This is a genomic window from Paenarthrobacter sp. MSM-2-10-13, assembly GCF_011605365.1.
Classification (GTDB): domain Bacteria; phylum Actinomycetota; class Actinomycetes; order Actinomycetales; family Micrococcaceae; genus Arthrobacter.
This window is the reverse complement of record NZ_JAAOXO010000009.1, coordinates 101,165-119,922: the sequence shown is the minus strand read 5'-3', so window position 1 is coordinate 119,922 and position 18,758 is coordinate 101,165. Positions and strand designations below refer to the sequence as shown.

Here is an 18,758-nt window from a genome sequence, read left to right as displayed (position 1 = left end):
AGTCGTAAACATGAAGGGCAAACCATGAAGAAATACACGACGATCGGTGGCGTAGCGCTCGCAGCAACGCTCATGCTGACCGCTTGCGGCGGGGGAACGCCGTCGGGTCCGGCCTCGCAGAAGGCCGAAGAGAGCGGCGGCGACATCAGCAAGCTGATCAGCGTCAACGCCAAGGAAGCCAAAGACCTGGAGCAGGGTGGCACCGTCACCTTGGCTGTAGGCAGCATTGGTCCCGACTTCAACGGGTTCTCCAATGTGGGCAACAGTGCCGACAACTCCGCGCTGATGACGCCTATCAACACCGCGTCCATCAACAGCGGTGGCATCGGCGGTTGCTGGAAGCTGGACTTCGACGGCAAGGCAGAGCCCAACAAGGACTTCTGCGAAGAGGTCAAGAGCGAAGTCAAGGACGGCAAGCAGACCGTCACCATCAAGATCAACGACAAAGCGACGTGGAACGATGGAACCCCCATCGACGTCAAGACCTTTGAGAACACCTGGAAGATGCTCCGCGGTGAGGACAAGTCCATCGACATCGTGAGCGCCGGTGCTTACGCTTTTGTGGACTCCGTCAAAGCAGGGGCCAACGACAAAGAAGTCATTGTCACCACCACCCAGCCCGTCTTCCCGCTGGAAGGCCTGTTCTTCGGCCTGATCCACCCGGCCATCAACACCCCGGAAATCTTCAACACCGGATTTGCCGGCAACATGCATCCCGAATGGATGGCAGGACCGTTCAAGGTGGAGAACTACGACACCACGGCCAAGACCGTCACCATGGTTCCCAACGACAAATGGTGGGGCCAGAAGCCGGTTCTGGAAAAGGTCATCTGGCGTCAGATGGAACCCAGCGCAACCATTGCCGCTTTCAAGAACGGTGAAATCGATGCGGCCAACGGCCGCACACTGGGCCGCTACAAGCAGCTCGAAGGCACCACCAACTCCGAGGTCCGCCGCGGTCAGCGCCTGTTTGCTGGTGGACTGAACCTGAACGCCAAGCGGCCGGCACTGACCGACGTCGCAGTCCGTAAGGCGATCTTCACAGCCGTAGACCGCAAAGCTATCCGCGATGTGCGCTTCAACGGCCTGAACTGGTCCGAAGAAAGCTCGGGATCCATGATGCTCATGCCGTTCTCCGAGTACTACCAGGACAACTACCCCGTGAAGGACACCGGCGCGGAAGCTGCCAAGAAGGTCCTGACCGACGCTGGCTACACGGCCAACGACAAGGGCATCATGGCCAAGGACGGCACTCCTGTCTCCTTCAAGATCACCAACTTCGGTGATGACCCCACCACGGCTGCCACCTCGCAGACCCTGCAGAAGCAGCTTCAGGCTGCAGGCATGGATGTTGCCATCGACCAGCGCGGTGACGCTGACTTCGGCAAGGTGATTGGTAGCCGCGAGTTCGATGTGACCATCTCCGGTTACACCGTAGGTCCGGACGCCACCGACGCCGTGAAGCAGTACTACGACTCCGCCACCAACGAAAACGGCCTGGGCGACGCTGAGCTCGACGCTGAAATCAAGCGACTTGCAACCATCTCCGATGACAAAGAGCGCAACAAGGCCGCCATGGAGGTAGAGAAGAAGCACATGGAGAAGTACTTCTCCATGGGAACGGTCATGAACGGCCCGGAGATCCAGTTTGTGCGCACGGGTCTGGCCAACTACGGCCCGTCCCTGTTCAAGAGCCTCTCCAACGTTCCGGACTGGACCACTCTCGGCTGGGAAAAGGGCGCTAAGAAGTAGGCTCCCCGCAGCTGTAGTTTGACCAGCTGTAGTTTCCTGAAGGCCGGGAACTTCCCTCAACCTGAATCGGGTTCGGGGAGGTCCCCGGCCTTCGCCATGCCCACCCTCTCTCCCTTCCCTCGTGCTATAGCCGGACCCTCTCTCACTTCCCTCGGGCTTTAGCCGGACCCTCTCTCACCCGGTGATAGAGGGTTGGCGTAAAAGGGCTATTACGTGAGAGAGGATCGGTAGCCTAGGCACATGACTTCCCAGCCGATACGTACCGCCGTTGCAGGTTTTGGCCTTTCGGGCAGCGTCTTCCATGCGCCCTTCATCGCGAGCAACCCTGCTTATGAGCTCGCAGTTATTTCAACCTCGGACGCCGGAAGGCAGGCCAAAGCGAAAGAGCGGTACCCGGAAACGCGCATCGTCAGTTCCCCACAGGACATCCTGGCTCTCGCGGACCAACTGGACCTGGTGGTCCTGGGCACTCCGCCCGCCACCCATTTCCCACTCGCGAAAGCTGCGCTGGAAGCCGGGCTCGACGTCGTCGTTGATAAACCGTTCACGGTGCGCAGCGCCGAGGGTGAGGAACTGATCCGACTGGCTGGGAAACTGGGCCGTGTCCTCACCGTCTACCAAAACCGGCGATGGGATGGTGACTCGCTCACCGTGAAGAAACTGCTCGACGCCGGGACGCTGGGAACCGTGACCCGGTTCGAGGTGGGCATGGAGCGCTGGGCACCGGAAATCGCCAAGGCTTGGAAGGCCAGCGCCACGGCCGAAGACGGTGGCGGTGTCCTGTTTGACCTCGGCACGCACGTGCTCGATCTCGCTCTTCGATTCCTGGGACCGGCCACTGTCACCTTCGCAGAGATCACGGCGCGTCGTCCTCAGGAAAGCGCCGACGACGACGTGTTCCTGGCTCTCCGGCACGAGTCAGGGGTGATCAGCCATGTCACCCTCAACCTCAACAGCCATCTCCATGGCCCACGCTTTCGCATCCTCGGCACAGAGGGCGGCTACGTAAAGTTCGGCACCGATCCGCAGGAGCCGTACCTGCTGGGTGGCGGGCTGCCGACGGATGCGGAGTACGGCGTCGAAGCTCCCCAAAACCACGGCACGCTGGAGGGAGACGGGCAGCGCACCGCTATCCCCACGGAGCGCGGTGCATACCCTGAGTTTTACCGGATCCTCGCCGAAAAGCTCGACGACGGCGGCTCAGCATCCGCGCTTCCGTTACCTGTGGATCCGGCGGACTCGGTTGAGGTGCTGAAGCTGATCGAGCAGGCTAGGACGCTGGCGTAATGTCAGCGCTGGCGACCAACGAATAGATGGCCTTCAGGTCCTCGCCTTCACTGGGCTGGCAGCTGCCAGTCAGCTGGACGATATCCGAAGCGGCGTCCTGATGGACCACCGTCACGGCGGTGAACTGGGTCAGTGAGCCCGCTTGCGGGTGTGTATAACGTGCCTCGCGTACGTACCAGTCCCTTCCGTTGATCACTACCGGTTCTGTGCCCAGCAGGACGGCGTCCGGCAAAGCGTCCAAGAACGAGTCAACGGACGCAGCGATGTCCTGCAGCTGGTAGCCAGGCAATCGACGGGACACGGAGATGACCACGTTTGGCGTGTAGCGGCCTTCGGATGCAGGAGCCATCAAGGCGCCCACGGCGTCGGGGACCACCTGATGGGTCCACCCGGCTGGCGGGCTGAGTTTGATGGTGGGGTAGGCGGGGAAAGCTGTGGACGGGAATACCTGCTGCGACATGGGAGCCTTTCCGGCAGTGGACTGGAGTGAGGAATGTCAGTTGTTCAGGAAATCGACGAATCCGGTGACGGAATCCACCAACCCCTTGGGGCTGAGGGTGATCTGGCCACCCGCACCCAGGCCCAGTTCCGCGGTGAGCTTGGCGCCCGCGCCCAGAGTGAGCCCGTCCTCGTCAACGGATGCCGTGAAGAAGTGACCCTCGCCCGCTCCGGCGGCGACCGTTGCGTTGAGAGTTACGGTTTGGCCCAAAACTTCTACATACCGGCTTCCAGTCAGTTCCGCTCCGGCACCTGCGCTGAAGGCTGTCCCGGTGGTCTCGCGGCCCTTGACGCTGACCTCGCCTTCGCCGGCGCTTGCCCAGGCTCCGGCCCGCAATTCTCCGCCCTGACCCACGGAGAACAAGCCGCCGGCGAACTCGGTCTTGTTATCTATGGTGACCTTTTGACCGGCAAAGCCTTCCCCACCCGCGGAAAACAGGAACGGGCTGCTGGCATTGGCGTGTGCGCTGGCCTCCACTCCTGTCATCATTCGCGTGGTGGAGGTGTCGGTCACCCAGCCGTCAAAGAAATCGGATCGTACGGTGGTCACGTTCTCTGCGCCTGCGAATGCTTCGCCGTTGGCGTGGGCGTTCGGCAGTCCGAACCCGAACGGCACACTGGCCCCGTACTCGCCTTCGGCGCGCGCGCCCACAAACGTTTCGTTGGTAACTGTCGTCTTGACCGGACCGAACTCAGAGCCTGCCTTCCAGGTCATCTCACCTCCGGTGGAAGCCTCGCCGGAGCCGCCAACGTCGATGCCGGCCGGACCTATGGAACCGTGCGTTTCGCCCGACGCTTTACTGTCGAAGGAGCCGCTGCCTTCCACCGTGACCGGGCCGTAGGTAGTGGGATCAAAAGTGAACTCCAGCGGCCCGGGTGCTGTCCTCCCCGTCCCTGCTGAGGGTCCTCCCTTGGATCCCCCGGGACCGCCCGTGGAGGCTTGTTCCTGCTGGTCTGCGTTGAGTTTTAGGGCGCGGGCGTTGGTCCGCAGACATGTGGCTGCTGCTCCCAACCGTCCGCGGAGATCGCTCTGCCACCTGCTCCGGAACTGGTCGGCGTCATTTCCCTGCCAGTACGAACCTGCCTGGATCATGGCTGTGAGCTGCTGTTGAAGACTTGTGATCTTCTCAGCCTCGGCGTCCATGACAGCGGACAAACGCCGGAGATCCCCGACATCCGCGCCTACCAGTCCCTGCCCCATCAGATTCTCAGCCCCATCACGTATCCCCTGAACGTAGTGCCATGTCAATCGCCGGGCGTCCAAAGGTGCCGGGCGGTTTCTTGAGCATAGTTGGCCCCAACGTGCCCGGCCATGGGGACATCTAGCCAGTGTGGAAAAGGAGCGTTATGTGGATAAGTAGCAGCACGGCCAAGAAGCAGTATCCGAGCTCTTGAAAAAGAATTTCGGACAAGGCGTAACCTCACCGGCGTCGCGAGCGATGTAAGGGGTGTGCGGGCCACGTCCGCACGCTGATCATCCGGTCGCGACCCAACCGCGGCCGGGGCAATCCCAAAATCGTTTGTCGGAGGGTTTCATGTCCTTGTTCACTGTCCTTGCCACCAGCAAAGTCGCCGCGGGCGTCCTGGCTGCCGGAGCTGTAGCTGCCGGTGGAACCGGCGTCGCTGCGTTCAATGGCGCACTTCCCACTGATATTCAGCAGTCCGCCCACGACCTCGTTGGAGCACCGGCCCCGGTGGCCGGGAAGACCGTCGCAGCAGCCGAAGCTGCAGCAGCCGACGCTACCGAAACCGCCAAGTCTCAGGCCACTGACGCCGTCGAGACCGCGAAGGCAACGGCAACCGAGGCCGCCGAAGCCGGCCAGGCCAAGGCTGCCGACGCAGTGTCCGATGCCAAAGCTGCGGCAGAAGATGCCACCTCTCCGGAGGCTTTCGGCCTCTGCACCGCTTTCCTCAACGGCGGCCTGGAGTCCGACACGAAGGTTCCGGGCTTCGAGTCCTTGACCATCGCTGCCGGCGGCGAAGCCAAGGTGGAGGCGCATTGCGAGTCCGTGGTGGAAGCCGGTAAGGCCGCCGGCCTGAAGGCTGACGGTTCGGCAAAGGCTGAGGCCGACGTCGACGCGGCCGTTACGTCCGAACTGCCTGCAACCCCTGCCGTACCGGCTGTCCCCGCAGTGCCGGGCGTTCCCGCCGCGCCGGCTGTTCCTGCCGTTCCCGCGACTCCTGAGCTGCCCACTCAGCTTCCCTCCGAGGTCCCGGCTGTTCCGGGCGCACCCCTCGATTCTGTCCGCTAAGCAAGCAGCGGTTACGGTTTAAGGGCGGGGCTCCTTGGCTTAGGACAAGGAGCCCCGCTACGTAGTGTGGTGTGGGACGGAGGCATCCACGGGTGCTAGACCCTTTGGCTGATGAATACGTGCAGGCGGATCAGGATGATCCCGCCCTGCTCTTCACGGCTGCCTACAACAACTTCGCCGGACCGGTTTTTGGCTATCTCAGGGCACGCGGCGTGGACGACCCCGAAGCCGTGACGCAGGACGTATTTCTGGCCCTGTATCCCAAGCTGGATTCGCTCAGTGGAGGGCTTCAGGGTGCCAAGACGTTGCTGTTCACCATCGCGCACGCGCGGATGGTTGACCACTACCGCAAGCGGGAACGAACGCCCGATTCGACGCCCTATGAGGCGGACTTGGACGCCAGGCGGGTGCCTTCGGCGGAAGACCAGGCTTTTGGACGAGTCGCCGGCCTGGGAGTCACCGAGATTTTGGATGATCTTCCCGACGATTATCGGGAGGTCCTGGCACTTCGGGTCGTCGCAGATGTTTCGGTGGAAGACACGGCGGCCATCATGGGCAAGTCCCAGGGATCCGTCAAACAACTGCAGCGCAGGGCATTGGGTGCACTGAAGAAGCGTGCACTACTAAGGAACGGCACATCATGAGCGAACAATTCACGCCTCGCGGAAGCCGCGACCAGCAGGCCATCGACCATTTGCTGGCCGACTCCGGCCTCTCCGGCGACGCAGCCCTCCGCACGGAACTTCTGGAGCTCCGTTCACTGGCTGGCACTGCCCCTTTGCCGTCCGACGCAGTCCGCGCGCTCATGGTCAGCAGCCCAGCCGCCACAGAACGGCTCGCTGTCACCGAACAGCCCTCGACGGCGGAGGGACCGTCCGCGTCGTCGGGTGCACCCACGGCGGTACTCGCCACCGTTGCGCCGGAGCCCCAGCCCGGGTCCGCTCCTGTGGACGAACTCGCTGCACGTCGTCGTAAGAAGCGCCGCGCCGCCATCGCGGGCCTTGCCGTTGCCGTGTCCTTGGCAGGCGGGGCTACCGCTGCCGTCGCATCGGAGGGCGGCCTGCCGGGCGCTTTCCAGCATCTTGGAGCAGCAATCGGTTCGGTGGTGTCACAACTGAACCCGGGTTCGGGCAGCGCTCCCCAACCCGATGCGCCCGCTGGCACCACCCCCGAGCAGCAGGTGCCTGCTCCGGACGTGCCGCAGCAAGGTCCTGCCACTGTCCAACCCCAGCCTGCTCCGGCGGCACCCGTCAGTCCTGTTGCTCCCGAACCCCAGCCGCAGCCCGGGGGCGAACCATCGCAACGTACCCCCAACGCGCCGTCGCACCAGGAGCCCGGAAACGGCGTCATCCCCACGCCGCCGGTGTTGCCCGTGACCCCGCCGGAGATCGACCCCTCCACGATCGATCCCTCCAAGCTTGGCCCCTCGGGTGTTCCTGTGCCGGTTCCGTCGCAGCTGGTTCCGTCCCTCCCGTCGAGGCCCTAACCGCAAATCCGTTCTCGGCCCGCTGTTCCGTCGTTGGGCCTCAACGGAACAGCGGCCTCGGCACGTAGTTGTCCACATAGGATGCATCATCGATGGTTGTCGGCCACCCCTGCACCAAAAATGGGTAGATGCAATCACAAAAGCTTGATGCCCTTCTCGCTGAGCATTGGCCGTCCACCCTTGTTGCCTCAACCCCCGAGCTTGCGGCCACGGGCCTGGGGGACCGCGCGCTGACCGCAGGAGTGCGTTCGGGGAAGCTCCTGAGGCTGAGGCGCGGTGCCTATGTCCGGACAGTTGACTGGCGTCGTCGCAAGCCCTGGGAACGGGAGATACTTCGTATTCAGGCCCATGCGTGCAGCACATCGGGCCAAGCAACGTATAGCCACCTGAGTGCTGCCCGGCTCCATGGGTGCCCTGACTGGGAAGGTGGCCCTCAAGTGCATGTCACCACGCCATTCTCTCCTGCCCAGGCAAGTTCGGGTGCGGATGTGGTTGCCCACGGTGGGCCGTTGAACCCGGAAGAAATCACGGAAGTGCCCGCGCCGTGGGGAGGCCGGGTCAGAGTCACGAGCCTTGAACGGACAGTGATCGACTGTGCGAGAACGTTGGCGTTCGAAGCAGCCGTGGTTATCGCGGACCAGGCCCTCAGGCGGGGTGCTGATCCGGGAATCCTGCAACATTTTCTGGACAGCGGCAGGATCACGCGGGGTGCGCGGCGGCTGCGTCAGGTTCTCGCCGCAATGGATAAGCGATCCGAGTCAGTGGGGGAGACACGCACTCGCCTGCTTCTCCACAAGCTGGGCATCCAGGAGCCTGTGCTGCAGCTCGAGGTGGAGACACCCATCGGAACTTTTCGCGCTGAAACGTCGGAAGCCCGCTGTTCCGTTGCTGGGCAGCAACGGAACAGCGGGCCAGGGACGTGTTTCTGTCGCCGCGAAGGCTTCGCTATGCGGTGACCAGGCTGTGCCAGTCCGTCACCAGCGGCAGGTTGTGTGCCTCGGAAACGGAGTGGTGTGCCACGTGGCCTGCAGCGATGTTGAGGCCGGCGGCGAGCGCGGGATCGCGGTCGAAGGCGGCCTTGACGCCCAGGTTGGCCAGTGCCACGGCGTAGCGCAGGGTGACGTTGGTCAGTGCGTACGTGGAGGTGTTCGGAACGGCGCCAGGCATGTTGGCAACGCAGTAGAAGATCGAGTTGTGGACCTTGTACGTCGGTTCCTGGTGGGTGGTGGGGTGCGTGTCCTCGAAGCAGCCGCCCTGGTCAACGGCGATGTCCACAAGAACCGAGCCCGGCTTCATGCGGGCAACGAGGTCGTTGGTGACCAGCTTGGGTGCCTTGGCGCCGGGGATCAGGACGGAGCCGATCACGAGATCTGCGTCGATGACTGACTTCTCGATCTCGTAGGCGTTGGAGGCAACGGTCTTCAGGCGGCCCTGGTAGAGGGCGTCGAGTTCGCGCAGCCGGTTGATGTTGATGTCCATGATGGTGACATCAGCACCGAGGCCCAGCGCCATGGCGGCGGCGTTGGTTCCCGCAACGCCGGCGCCGAGGACAACAACCTTGGCCGGGCGCACACCCGGTACGCCGCCCAGGAGGACACCCTTGCCACCGGCCGGAGCCATGAGGGAGGAAGCGCCGACCACTACGGACAGGCGACCTGCGACCTCGGACATCGGGGCGAGGAGCGGAAGCGTGCGGCCCTCCTGAACGGTTTCATAGGCGATGGCCGTGACGCCGGAGTTGATGAGCTCGGCGGTGAGCTCGGGCTCTGCGGCGAGGTGGAGGTAGGTGAAGAGGATGAGGCCCTTGCGGAAGCGGTGGTACTCGGCCGCGATGGGTTCTTTGACCTTCATGACCATGTCTGCGCGGGCCCAGACATCGTCGGCTTCGTTGACGATTTCTGCGCCGGCGATCGAGTATTCCTCGTCGGTGATGCCCGAGCCGAGGCCTGCGCCGCGCTCAACCAGAACGGAGTGTCCGTGGGTGCGGAACTCGTGGACGCCGGCAGCCGTGATGGCTACGCGGAACTCGTTGTTCTTGATTTCTTTGGGGACACCGATGATCATCTGTGGGCTCCATCGTTAGCGGGCTCTTCGGCCGAAAAATGTGTTGCGGGCTGTGATTCCAGAATAAATCCGGCTGTGAGGCAGGCGACATGGAGTCGGAACAGCCCGCACAGGAAAACCCTGTGGATACAAGGATCCTAGCCGGGCAAGTTCGACATTTGTCGAGCACTGAAGCGTCAAGTGTCGCCTGCTGTTGGTACGCTTTTCCGATGCAGCAGGACGTGGAACAGATCGTTGAACGGGTGGCTTTGAAGCTGGGCCGCGGGCTCTCCCTGGAAGACCTCGACGGCGTTCTCCTCGCCTACAGCTCCAACCAGTCCCACGCCGACCGCGTCCGCGTGAACTTCCTCCTGAGCAAGCGGGTACCCAGCGACGTCAGCGCATGGCAGCTCGCTCACGGCATTGCCACGGCGGTGCGACCCGTGGTGGTTCCAGCCAACGACGAACTGGGCATGTTGGGCCGCGTCTGTGTCCCCTTGCTGGTGCGCGGTTTCCGCGTGGGGTACTTGTGGGTGCAGCTTGACCTTGAAGAACAGAGCGCGACGGCGATACTCGCCGAACTGCCAGGCGTGCGGGACGAGCTGGACCTGCTGGCGGGCTTGCTCCTTGATTCCAACACGGCTGAATCGGAGTTCCGGCGACGGCGTGAACAGGAGTTTCTCTCAGCCTGCGGCGGCGAATCCAACGCTGTGGCCGCCGTCGCGGGTTGGAAGGAAATCCAGGGCCGCGGTCCGTGGCAGCTGGTGACTATCCTCGACCCCGATGGCGCGAGGTCCGACGTCGATCCCATTGCAGCTACCCTGACGCATCGATCTGCCGCGCTGCAGTCCACCATTGGCGTGAACGCCGCGTTGTTCAGCGCCGGAACGGAGACGCATTCCGTTGTGTTGTTCCGCGAGTCGGGCGGCCGGGCGGACCATGCCCAGGTTTTGGTGCACTATCAACTGGAGCTGGCCAAACGCGCAGGCCGCAAAGTGGACAGGGTAATCCTGGGGATCAGCGAACCATTCCAAGTTATCCGGCAGCTGTCCGGTGCGTACCGGCAAGCGAAGGTTGCTGCCCAAGCGGCCGCAGTAGACCTCCCTTTGGGTGAGCTCGTGGACAGCCGAACTGTTGGCGTGTACCAGCTGTTCGATCGTTTGGTAGCACCGGGCGGTTGGGATGACACGGGATCTGTGCATTTCAGGGCACTCGAGGACCACGACAAAAACGGCGAACTCCTGCCCGTCCTTGAATTGCTCTATGACAATGACGGCTCGGTTCAGGACGTCGCCGCCAAACTTCATCTCCACAGGAGCAGCATCTACAACAGGCTCGGCCGGATCCGCCAGCTCATCGGTGCTGATCCGTTGAGTGGCGCGATCCGGCTCGAGTTACATGCGGCCCTGAAGGCCAGGCGTTGGGCAGTACGGCCACGGATCTGAGCCTGCTTCCCCTTGTAAGTACGAAGTATGCGGTGTTGCCTTAGGAGCGCCGCAAACGCTGGCAGCTCCAGCGCCCCATCCGCCGACGAAACGTGGCAGTCCGGCTGCTGCTGCAGTACCGGCTATGCCACCCCGCATGGGTGGACGTACGCGGCAGGCGGGTGCTCAACCGAATACCTTCTGTGCGGCATCGAGGATGTCCTGAAGTGCCGATTCACTGGGCTGCGGTGCTGAGGCAGCGGTCGGGTTGCCCGGTTTCGGCTTGGACGTCGGCGTTGCAGTATCCGTCGGCGTTGGAGTCGGTGTGGGAGTCGCAGTTCCTGTGGGAGTCGGGGTCGGTGTGGGGGTGCCCGTTGGCGTCGGCGCAGGCGGTGTAGTGATGGTGTCCGACGGCGGCACGTCGCTCGGCGCGGGGGCCGGCTGGGTGGGTGCCGGGCTGGTGGCGCCAGGAACTGCCGGGACTGCGGACGAGCCCGCTGACGGGACCCATACCGGGTCCGCGAGCGAAACCTGTGGGGTGGGAGTCGACGACGGCGACACCGCCCCGGGTGCCTCCGCGATTGTCGCGGGCTGGCCGGCCTCGGAGGAAGCCGTTGCCCCTGTTGCTGAGGATGGCGTGGTGGCCGATGGCGACGACGCCGTGGTGTAGGAAGCCTTGGGCCCGGGCGATGCCGAACCCGAGGTGCGGCCTTCGCCCCCGCCGGCTTCCTGCGACGGGGTTTCCTGGCCGAAGAACGGAAGTTCGAGGGCCGGCCCCAAAGCGCCGGCTGTCAGCACGAGGCCAAGGGCCCCCGCCACCACGGCCATGCGCTGGCTCATGTGTTTGACCGAAGCCGCCTTGCGCAGGGCGGCCTGTGGTTCGCGGCCGAACGGCTCACGGCCGAACGAGGATGTGGCGCCAAAACCGGACTTGGTGGTGGGCGCAGCGGCTGGCTTTCGAACGTCCCGGCGGCTAGCCAATGATGCCGAGGCTGTAGCGGCTGCGGCCACCTGAGCCGGAGACTTGCCGCGCGGGGACTCAGCGTCCTTGCGCGGGGACTCCGTGGGTTCCGGCGTGCGCGCGGACTCATCGCGGGCAGTGACTACGGGAATGGCCGCAGTTGCGGGTTCCGGCGTTGCAGGCTGCACTACTGGAATAGCCGTGGTGGCGGGTTCCTGGCTACTGGATTCCCGTGAATCGGGTTTCTGGCTGGCCGGCGGAACGATGGGGATGGCTGCGGTAGGTGGTCCCGGTGTGGTGGACTTCGGAGCTGCCGCCGATTCCTCGGGCGCGAGTACGGCCCGGGCTGCACGCTCGCGCTCGGCTGCACGGATTTCCGCACGCGTGGTGGGTTTCACCGCGGCGGGCATGGCCGCCGTGGCGGGTTCCGGCGTCGTGCTTGACGTTCCGCTGACGGCGGCGGAATCTGCCGGCGCGTTGTCAAGGAATCCGCTGGGTTGGGCCCGACGGCGTCCGGTTGGCTTGGTGCGCTCGCCTTCAGTCTGGGCGCGGCGCGGCTGATCCATGGTTGGGGACATGGTGGTTGCCTCTCAACGCCTTCGAGGTTAGCTGTCGGGTTCGGACGAGGCCGTCCGGCCGCGCAAGGCGGCTTCACCCCAAGGGCTTGTGGGTAACAAGCCCGGGAACCTGGGTCCCCCGTCTCTGCCGCGGGTCTGGCGGATCCCGGATTGCGGCAGAGCTCGGCGTCAATCCGGAAGCGGCCCAGCGGAGATATGGGTCGCCCTACGACGGTACATGAGCCGGAAAGTAAAGTCACATTAATGTAACGGGCGGTAGTTCAGCCTAAGCGGTAGGCTTCTAGCGCTTAGGCTTCGGGGCCGGTGCTGGGCGGCACTCGCTGGGCCGCTCGACCAAGATATCCCTGGCCAACACTAGCTTCGGCGCGCACCGGCGGGTAGACATTGTCTATGGACCTGCCTGTGATGCCACCCGTCTCGCCCATGCTCGCCAAATCCGTTCCGACCATCCCCGAAGTTGGGCACTATGAGCCCAAATGGGACGGCTTCCGGACCATCGTCTTCAAGGACGGCGACGAGATCGTCCTGGGCAGCCGCAACGAGAAGCCCATGACCCGCTACTTCCCCGAGGTGGTGGATGCCCTCAGGAAGAACCTGCCGGACAAATGCGTGATTGACGGCGAAATCGTCCTGATCGAGGGTGGCCGGCTCGAATTCGAGGTGCTCCAGCAGCGGATCCACCCCGCCGACAGCCGCGTCCGTATGCTTGCTGAGAAGACCCCGGCGTCCATGATTGCGTTCGACATCCTCGCGCTAGGCGATCAGAACCTCATGGACAAGCCGTTCTCCGAGCGCCGGGCCATCTTGGAACGTGCGCTCGCCGAGGCCGAGCCGCCTGTGTATGTGACTCCTGCGGTGACTGATCTGGAACGGGCACAGGAGTGGTTCGTACAACTGGAGGGCGCGGGCCTGGATGGTGTGCTGTCCAAACCACTGGATGGGGCGTACCTCCCGAACAAGCGGGTGATGTTCAAGACCAAACACGAGCGCACGGCCGATTGCGTGGTGGCTGGGTTCCGCTGGCACAAGACCGCGAAAGTAGTGGGCTCCATGCTGCTTGGCCTGCACGATGACACCGGCCGGCTGCATCACGTGGGAGTAGTGGCATCGTTTCCCATGGCCAAGCGCGAGGCCTTGGTGGCTGAGCTTGAGCCGTATCAGATTGAACTCGACCAACACCCGTGGGGCGAATGGGCCAGGCAGGACGAGGCTGCCGGGGGTTCACGCATGCCGGGCGCCCAAAGCCGCTGGAGCGGGGGCAAGGACTTCTCCTTCGTGCCCCTGCGCCCCGAGCTCGTGATCGAAGTGAAGTACGACTACATGGAGGGGGACAGGTTCCGGCACACCACGCAGTTCCGCAGGTGGCGGCCGGACAGGACCCCCGGGAGCTGCACGTACGCGCAGCTGGAAGAGCCCGCTGAGTACGATCTCGGGGAGATCCTGAAGCTACCGAACACCTAGGGCGTTGCCAACCCGCTGTTACGTCGCTGGCCAGCAACGAAACAGCGGGTTAGCGACGTAACAGCGAGGCTTGCAGCGTAGTTACTCGTGGTGGCCTTGGTCGCTGCTCATGCTGCCTTCGGCCGGCGGGGTTTCTCCCGGAGGAACTCCACCGCCGGGCTCCAACCCTGTGACGTTGCCGTCCAGGGGGTCCGGGTTGGCGGAGGCTGCGGGATCCTCGTCCTCGTCCTGGCGCATATCGGGATCTTCGTGGATGCTGTCGGCATCGGAGGTCGTGTCATAGGATCCTGTGGCGAAGGGTCCTGTGGCGCCGGTGGTGCCGAAGCCCTGGGTCTCTTCAGTTGAGTCTTTGTCAGTCACGATCAGCCCTTTCGTAAGCAAACTTACTAATGCGCTTGCTCCGTCAGCCTAGCCGGGACGCGGCTACCCGACAAGCGGCACCCACGCCAGGTGCCGGCGTCGTGCGTCAGTGTTTAGCGGTGCGGAGTGGTAGCGGTGACGAAGCTCCGGATGGCATCCGCCACAGCCTTGGGACGCATGTGCTGCGCCACGTGCCCGACGCCCGGAATCTCTACCAAGCGACCCTGTACCACTGTCCTGGACAACCGCAGTGACCAATCCGGGCCCGCCACCTGGTCGCGGCTACCGCGCAGGACCAGCAACGGTACCTGGATGCCGGCCAGCCTTTTCTCCGTGGGGTATTTCATCATCACCGGCAGCTCGGTGAGGTACCAGCGCGGGCCGCAGCGGAAGTAGTCGGACATGACGATCGCGTTGGACGTGGGACTCTCGCGGAGTATTCCGTCGAGGGTCAGGGCCAGCGACTGCCGCCACACATTTTTATGCCGTGAATCCACCACGGGACCCATCAGTACTAACTGCTTGACCTGCTCGGGGGCGCGCAGGGCCGCCTCGATGGCAAATTGCGTACCCATCGAATGCCCCACCAACACGTAGGAGTCGATGCCACACGACGCGAGTGTATCGGCAATGAACGCGCCGTAGTCCTCCACTGAGAGCTGGCGACCGGGCTTGGGCGTCCCGCCAAAACCGGGCAGGTCCAGCGAGTACGTCGGTGCGCTCGCCGCGAGAACAGCATGCAACCGCGCCAGGTATCTATGCGACACCCCGATCCCGTGAATCAAGATGTACGCGGGTTCGCTCCCCGGCTCTGCGCCCGGCTCCGGCGCAGGCGAGCCTTTCGTCCAATGGATCCTGCCGGTCAGGCCTAAGGCCTGGACGTCGGCAGAAAGCAATCCTTTTGTGTCCCCTGGCATCTTCACTCGTTTCCCAACCGTTGCAGGAACACCGGAGCTCCGGGTCCGCTCACTTCATCGCTCCCGATCGGCCGCCCTGACACCGCAAGCAGTAATGCGCTGAGTACGGTGGCCCCGTGCTGGGCGGGGTAGTCGCGGCGGATGCCGGAGCACAGGGACGGCGTCTGCCATTGCGCTGGCTCAAGCGGTTCGAGGTCTTGGATCAGCGCACGACGCTCCTGGTGCACCACGGGCCAAACGGTCGAAGGGGAGCTTTTTGCCATACCGCTATTGAACAGCATGCTGGTGATGTGGGTTGGCTAGCTCTGGGAATCGGTGACGTCGTCTGCCGTGGCCGCTTGGGCTTGCTGCTTTTTCTTCTGCGTTGCCAGCCATTCAATGATGGCGGCCTGCCGGATGCGGCGATGCGTTCCCCGGTACTCCACCGGGATTTCGCCGCGATCTGTCATGTTGCGCAGATAGGTGTGGGAGATGCCGGCAAGCTCAGCCGCTTGTGAGGTGGTGAGCATTTCCTCCACGCTGCTCACCGTCACCGTTTCGCCGCGGCTCAGCCTGGCGAGGAGGTCGACGACGGCGTCCCTCGCCTCGGTGGGCAGGCGGTGGACCGTGCCATCTACGAACACGGTGATGTCATCGCTGTCTTGGAGGGAGCGTGCCAGATTCCGGGCGTCGTCGGCGGGCAAGCCGGGGGTGACGCGGGGAGCTATCAATGCCATGGCAGAAGCCTAGCGCGTGGCTCACGTTGGACCGTCGCACACCGCGTCCAGCATCCATTGAGACGGATCGCTGCACCTTAGACGACTCCTATCGTCTAAGGTGCAGCGAATCGTCGTACCGGCCCAACCCGGCGAGCAGCTACTCTGCGTCCAAGTCCGTCTCCAGCAGCTTGACCAGTGCGTCCAGCGCGGCGTCGGCTCCGTCCCCCTCGGCCCGCAGCACCACTACGTCACCCTTGGCAGCGCCGAGCGTCATGAGCGAAAGGATGCTCGCGGCGTCGAGCGCGTCATCGGCGGGTTCGCCTTGCATGGCAATGGTGACCTCCACGGGCTGCTCGCCTGCAGCCTCGGCGAACAAGGCGGCGGGGCGGGCGTGCAGTCCGGAGCGGCTGGCGATGGTGGCTGTGCGTTCGGGCATGGATTTCTCCTAAAAGTCGGAAGCGAAAAGTTAGAGGCCGAGTTCTTCGAGTACGGGGAGTTTGGCGCGGACCCAGTCGCGGGCCTCAAGAGCGCTCGGAGCAGACAAAGCGAGCCGGGCCAGTTCCTGCGCCTGCTCCAGTGTCACCGTTTTCAGCACGGTCCCGACGGCGGGCAGGGAGCGCGCGGTCATGGACAGTGTGGTGACACCCAGCCCGGTCAGTACGACGGCGAGGGCAGGGTCGGCGGCAGCCTCACCGCAGACGCCCACGGGCTTGGGGTCGCCTTCGCGGCCGGAGCTTTCCTGCGCCGCACCTTCAACGGTGAGCTGCACGAGCCGGAGCACGGCAGGCTGCCACGGGGTGTTGAGTTCCGCGAGGGGTCCGAGCTGGCGGTCGGCGGCCATGGCGTACTGGGTGAGGTCGTTGGTTCCGAGGGACGCGAACCCGACTTCGCGCAGCACGGTGGCGGCGGTCAGCGCAGCGGAGGGGACCTCCACCATCACGCCTGGGGTCTGGATTCCGGCAGCTGCGCAGAGTGAAGCGAAGCGGCCGGCTTCGGCGGCCGTTGAGATCATGGGGGCCATGACCCACACATCGGCGTCGGATTCCGAAGCTGCCCGGGCAATGGCCTCGAGCTGGCGCTCCAAGACACCTGGTGTGGTGAAGTCGGTGCGGTATCCGCGAACACCCAGTGCAGGGTTGGGTTCGGTGGCATCCGTGAGGAAGGGGAGTGGTTTGTCGGCGCCGGCGTCGAGCGTGCGAAGGACAACTTTCTTGCCCGGGAACGCGTCAAAAACGGCCTTGTAAGCCGCGGCCTGCTCCTCCACGGAGGGCTCGGTGTCTCGTTCAAGGAAGCAGAATTCGGTGCGGAACAAGCCAACACCCTGGGCGCCCAAAGCGGCAGCTGCCACGGCGTCCTTGGCTCCGCCGACGTTGGCGAGGAGCGGCACCAGGTGGCCGTCCGCCGTCGTGCCGTTTCCGTCGAATTCGGCGAGCGTGGCGGAGGTTTCCGCCCACGCCGTCGCTGCAGCGCGCTGCTCCTCAGAGGGTGAAACAGCGACGAAACCAGCTGCGCCGTCCACGTAGACCTCGGAGCCGTCGGCCACGGAGTCAACGCCATGTGCAGCCACCACGGCGGGCAGGCCGAGTGAGCGCGCAATAATGGCCGTGTGGGACTGCGGGCCGCCGCCCGAGGTCACCAGAGCAAGGACCACGGCGGGATTCAGTGTTGCGGTGTCCGCCGGTGCGAGGTCCTCGGCCACCAGGATGAAGGGCGTGTCCGAGGCCGGAATACCTGGAGCGGGGACGCCGCGGAGTTCGGCAACGATGCGGGCGCGCACGTCCAGGACGTCGGTGGCGCGCTCGGCCATGTAGCCGCCCAGGTTGTGCAGCATTTCGGAGACGGAAGCGCCGGCTTCCCAGATAGCCCTTTCGGCCGAGGAGCCGGCATTGATCAGCTTCGCGGCCGACTTCAGGAGCATGGTGTCCTTGGCCATGAGCGCAGTGGCTTCGAGGACGGCTTTGCCGTCGCCGGAAGCACTGTCCGCGCGTCCCTTGAGTTCGTCATGCACCGCCTGCGCAGCCGCTTTCAAACCCGCGACGGCGTCTTCCGGACTCACGTCCGCTGCCAAACGCTCTCCCGACGGCGGTTCGCTCACCGGCTTGGGCATCTGGCGGACGGAACCAATGATGCGGCCAGGGCTTACCCCTACTCCTTGGAAATTCTGCACTGAATCCTCTGTTCCTGCTTGTTGGTTCAGGCCCGCCGGCGACGGCACCGGGAGCCTCGAAAACTAGCCTACAAAATTCCTTTGTGAGCCACTTCATATAGCAACGCTATAGGTGCTAGGGTAGCGGTTATGAGTTTCGATGACCAGCTTCCGCCCAAAATTCGGTTGCTTCGCGCAGCTGCCGAATTGCTGGCGAATTCGGAGGGGTCAGCGGTCTCAACGCGCCAGATCACCAAGCTTGCCGGGGTCACGGCGCCAACGCTCTACCACCACTTTGGCGACAAGGAAGGCCTGTTCGACGCCGTCGTATCGGCCGGATTTGAAGAGTATGTGGCGGGGGAGCGGGATTTTGCACCGTCCGGGGAGCCCTTGGAAGACGTCCGGCGGATGTGGGACAACCACGTCCAGTTCGGGCTGAGCCAACCCCATCTGTATTTGGTGATGTTCGGCAATATCAGACCGGAAAGCCGGCCGGCAATCGTGGCCGATGCTGAAGCGCTTCTGGAAGAAATGCTGAACAAAGCCGCTATCGCCGGTCAGATCAACGTGCCGCCCCGCGAGGCGGCACGCAGCATTCTGGCCGCCAACGTGGGCGTCACGCTCATGCTGATCGCAGAACCGGTGGAAGAACGGAACCTCGAGCTCTCAACGATGACACGGGACTCCATGATTTTCGCCGTCTCCACGGACACCGCCCGTGGCGCCGCAGCGGACGACTCCGGTAAGTCGTCCGTGGTTGTTGCGGCAATCGCCCTGAATGCGGCACTGCAGGCCTCACATTCGGACCAACTTTCCAGCTCTGAATTGAAGCTGTTCCTCGAGTGGCTTCACCGCATTTCCAGCAGCTCCTAAGGCTGTTCTCTCTCGATCTATA

The 18,758-nt window shown here is 64.0% G+C and carries 19 protein-coding genes and 1 riboswitch; of the genes, 9 read left to right on the top strand and 10 right to left on the bottom strand.

From position 1 onward, the window contains the following. The first annotated feature begins 24 nt into the window (after positions 1–24). Both HAV21_RS16505 and HAV21_RS16500 read left to right on the top strand, forming a co-directional pair. Entirely contained in the window at positions 25–1,752 is a 1,728-nt protein-coding gene (locus tag HAV21_RS16505; protein WP_166842500.1) for an ABC transporter family substrate-binding protein, read from the top strand. A gap of 240 nt (positions 1,753–1,992) precedes the next feature. Then, entirely contained in the window at positions 1,993–3,039 is a 1,047-nt protein-coding gene (locus tag HAV21_RS16500) for a Gfo/Idh/MocA family oxidoreductase (RefSeq protein ID WP_142937566.1), read from the top strand. Here the strand turns inward: HAV21_RS16500 and HAV21_RS16495 are convergent. Further along, positions 3,023–3,499, bottom strand: coding sequence for a hypothetical protein (locus HAV21_RS16495; protein WP_142937567.1), 477 nt, complete (start codon positions 3,497–3,499; stop codon positions 3,023–3,025). The two genes, HAV21_RS16500 and HAV21_RS16495, sit on opposite strands and share 17 nt — an antisense overlap. 36 nt (positions 3,500–3,535) lie before the next feature. Continuing rightward, positions 3,536–4,738, bottom strand: a complete 1,203-nt coding sequence (locus HAV21_RS16490) for a WXG100 family type VII secretion target (protein WP_166842499.1) — start codon at positions 4,736–4,738, stop codon at positions 3,536–3,538. Positions 4,739–5,072: 334 nt separating this feature from the next. Between HAV21_RS16490 and HAV21_RS16485 the strand changes: the two genes are divergently transcribed. The 4 genes from HAV21_RS16485 (at position 5,073) to HAV21_RS16470 (ending at position 8,231) form a co-directional block, all read left to right on the top strand. After that, positions 5,073–5,789, top strand: coding sequence for a hypothetical protein (locus tag HAV21_RS16485; RefSeq protein ID WP_142937569.1), 717 nt, complete (start codon positions 5,073–5,075; stop codon positions 5,787–5,789). Positions 5,790–5,881: 92 nt separating this feature from the next. Then, positions 5,882–6,433 carry a sigma-70 family RNA polymerase sigma factor gene (locus tag HAV21_RS16480; RefSeq protein WP_166842498.1) on the top strand — a complete coding sequence of 184 codons (552 nt, stop codon included), beginning with the start codon at positions 5,882–5,884 and terminating at the stop codon, positions 6,431–6,433. Then, positions 6,430–7,275, top strand: a complete 846-nt coding sequence (locus HAV21_RS16475) for a hypothetical protein (protein ID WP_166842497.1) — start codon at positions 6,430–6,432, stop codon at positions 7,273–7,275. The genes HAV21_RS16480 and HAV21_RS16475 overlap by 4 nt, the downstream gene beginning before the upstream one ends. A 128-nt stretch (positions 7,276–7,403) precedes the next feature. Beyond that, entirely contained in the window at positions 7,404–8,231 is an 828-nt protein-coding gene (locus tag HAV21_RS16470; protein ID WP_166842496.1) for a type IV toxin-antitoxin system AbiEi family antitoxin domain-containing protein, read from the top strand. On the opposite strand, the gene ald is transcribed toward HAV21_RS16470, so the two are convergent. After that, positions 8,221–9,339, bottom strand: coding sequence for an alanine dehydrogenase (ald, locus tag HAV21_RS16465; protein WP_142937573.1), 1,119 nt, complete (start codon positions 9,337–9,339; stop codon positions 8,221–8,223). The two genes, HAV21_RS16470 and ald, sit on opposite strands and share 11 nt — an antisense overlap. 209 nt (positions 9,340–9,548) lie before the next feature. Here ald and HAV21_RS16460 point away from each other — a divergent pair, with 209 nt between their 5' ends. Further along, on the top strand, positions 9,549–10,763 hold the full coding sequence (locus HAV21_RS16460) for a helix-turn-helix domain-containing protein (RefSeq protein WP_142937574.1): 1,215 nt from the start codon (positions 9,549–9,551) through the stop codon (positions 10,761–10,763). 165 nt (positions 10,764–10,928) lie between these two features. Here the strand turns inward: HAV21_RS16460 and HAV21_RS16455 are convergent, their stop codons facing one another. Then, complete coding sequence (locus tag HAV21_RS16455; protein WP_166842495.1) at positions 10,929–12,281, bottom strand: hypothetical protein; 1,353 nt, start codon at positions 12,279–12,281, stop codon at positions 10,929–10,931. A gap of 2 nt (positions 12,282–12,283) precedes the next feature. Then, positions 12,284–12,432, bottom strand: a riboswitch (cyclic di-AMP (ydaO/yuaA leader). Positions 12,433–12,671: 239 nt separating this feature from the next. Between HAV21_RS16455 and HAV21_RS16450 the strand changes: the two genes are divergently transcribed. Beyond that, positions 12,672–13,742: an ATP-dependent DNA ligase gene (locus tag HAV21_RS16450; RefSeq protein ID WP_166842494.1), complete on the top strand. Its 1,071-nt coding sequence runs from the start codon at positions 12,672–12,674 to the stop codon at positions 13,740–13,742. 81 nt (positions 13,743–13,823) lie between these two features. Here the strand turns inward: HAV21_RS16450 and HAV21_RS16445 are convergent, their stop codons facing one another. The 6 genes from HAV21_RS16445 to ptsP all read right to left on the bottom strand — a co-directional run bounded on the left by HAV21_RS16445 (position 13,824) and on the right by ptsP (position 17,884). Then, entirely contained in the window at positions 13,824–14,102 is a 279-nt protein-coding gene (locus tag HAV21_RS16445) for a DUF6480 family protein (protein WP_142937577.1), read from the bottom strand. A 113-nt stretch (positions 14,103–14,215) separates the two neighbouring features. Further along, positions 14,216–15,019: an alpha/beta hydrolase gene (locus HAV21_RS16440; protein WP_166842493.1), complete on the bottom strand. Its 804-nt coding sequence runs from the start codon at positions 15,017–15,019 to the stop codon at positions 14,216–14,218. 2 nt (positions 15,020–15,021) lie between these two features. Next, positions 15,022–15,282 (bottom strand): hypothetical protein, encoded by a 261-nt coding sequence (locus HAV21_RS16435; protein ID WP_223941158.1) that lies wholly within the window; start codon positions 15,280–15,282, stop codon positions 15,022–15,024. A gap of 36 nt (positions 15,283–15,318) precedes the next feature. Continuing rightward, a complete protein-coding gene (locus HAV21_RS16430; RefSeq protein WP_166842491.1) occupies positions 15,319–15,735 on the bottom strand; it encodes a helix-turn-helix domain-containing protein in 417 nt (138 codons plus the stop codon). A gap of 139 nt (positions 15,736–15,874) precedes the next feature. Next, the gene (locus HAV21_RS16425) at positions 15,875–16,153 is read right to left on the bottom strand and encodes an HPr family phosphocarrier protein (protein ID WP_089596564.1); all 279 of its coding nucleotides are present in this window, start codon (positions 16,151–16,153) and stop codon (positions 15,875–15,877) included. Positions 16,154–16,183: 30 nt separating this feature from the next. Continuing rightward, the gene (ptsP, locus tag HAV21_RS16420) at positions 16,184–17,884 is read right to left on the bottom strand and encodes a phosphoenolpyruvate--protein phosphotransferase (protein ID WP_166842490.1); all 1,701 of its coding nucleotides are present in this window, start codon (positions 17,882–17,884) and stop codon (positions 16,184–16,186) included. A gap of 129 nt (positions 17,885–18,013) precedes the next feature. On the opposite strand from ptsP, the gene HAV21_RS16415 reads away from it, so the two are divergent. After that, positions 18,014–18,736, top strand: coding sequence for a TetR/AcrR family transcriptional regulator (locus HAV21_RS16415; RefSeq protein WP_142937582.1), 723 nt, complete (start codon positions 18,014–18,016; stop codon positions 18,734–18,736). Positions 18,737–18,758: the final 22 nt, after the last annotated feature.

Coding starts and splice junctions, on each gene's coding strand:
- HAV21_RS16455 (WP_166842495.1), bottom strand. CDS start 12,281: ATGTCCCCAACCATGGATCAGCCGCGCCGCGCCCAGACTGAAGGCGAG.
- HAV21_RS16490 (WP_166842499.1), bottom strand. CDS start 4,738: ATGGGGCAGGGACTGGTAGGCGCGGATGTCGGGGATCTCCGGCGTTTG.
- HAV21_RS16460 (WP_142937574.1), top strand. CDS start 9,549: ATGCAGCAGGACGTGGAACAGATCGTTGAACGGGTGGCTTTGAAGCTG.
- HAV21_RS16425 (WP_089596564.1), bottom strand. CDS start 16,153: ATGCCCGAACGCACAGCCACCATCGCCAGCCGCTCCGGACTGCACGCC.
- HAV21_RS16435 (WP_223941158.1), bottom strand. CDS start 15,282: ATGGCAAAAAGCTCCCCTTCGACCGTTTGGCCCGTGGTGCACCAGGAG.
- HAV21_RS16485 (WP_142937569.1), top strand. CDS start 5,073: ATGTCCTTGTTCACTGTCCTTGCCACCAGCAAAGTCGCCGCGGGCGTC.
- HAV21_RS16415 (WP_142937582.1), top strand. CDS start 18,014: ATGAGTTTCGATGACCAGCTTCCGCCCAAAATTCGGTTGCTTCGCGCA.
- HAV21_RS16430 (WP_166842491.1), bottom strand. CDS start 15,735: ATGGCATTGATAGCTCCCCGCGTCACCCCCGGCTTGCCCGCCGACGAC.
- HAV21_RS16450 (WP_166842494.1), top strand. CDS start 12,672: ATGGACCTGCCTGTGATGCCACCCGTCTCGCCCATGCTCGCCAAATCC.
- HAV21_RS16470 (WP_166842496.1), top strand. CDS start 7,404: ATGCAATCACAAAAGCTTGATGCCCTTCTCGCTGAGCATTGGCCGTCC.
- HAV21_RS16505 (WP_166842500.1), top strand. CDS start 25: ATGAAGAAATACACGACGATCGGTGGCGTAGCGCTCGCAGCAACGCTC.
- ald (WP_142937573.1), bottom strand. CDS start 9,339: ATGATCATCGGTGTCCCCAAAGAAATCAAGAACAACGAGTTCCGCGTA.
- HAV21_RS16440 (WP_166842493.1), bottom strand. CDS start 15,019: ATGCCAGGGGACACAAAAGGATTGCTTTCTGCCGACGTCCAGGCCTTA.
- HAV21_RS16495 (WP_142937567.1), bottom strand. CDS start 3,499: ATGTCGCAGCAGGTATTCCCGTCCACAGCTTTCCCCGCCTACCCCACC.
- HAV21_RS16475 (WP_166842497.1), top strand. CDS start 6,430: ATGAGCGAACAATTCACGCCTCGCGGAAGCCGCGACCAGCAGGCCATC.
- HAV21_RS16500 (WP_142937566.1), top strand. CDS start 1,993: ATGACTTCCCAGCCGATACGTACCGCCGTTGCAGGTTTTGGCCTTTCG.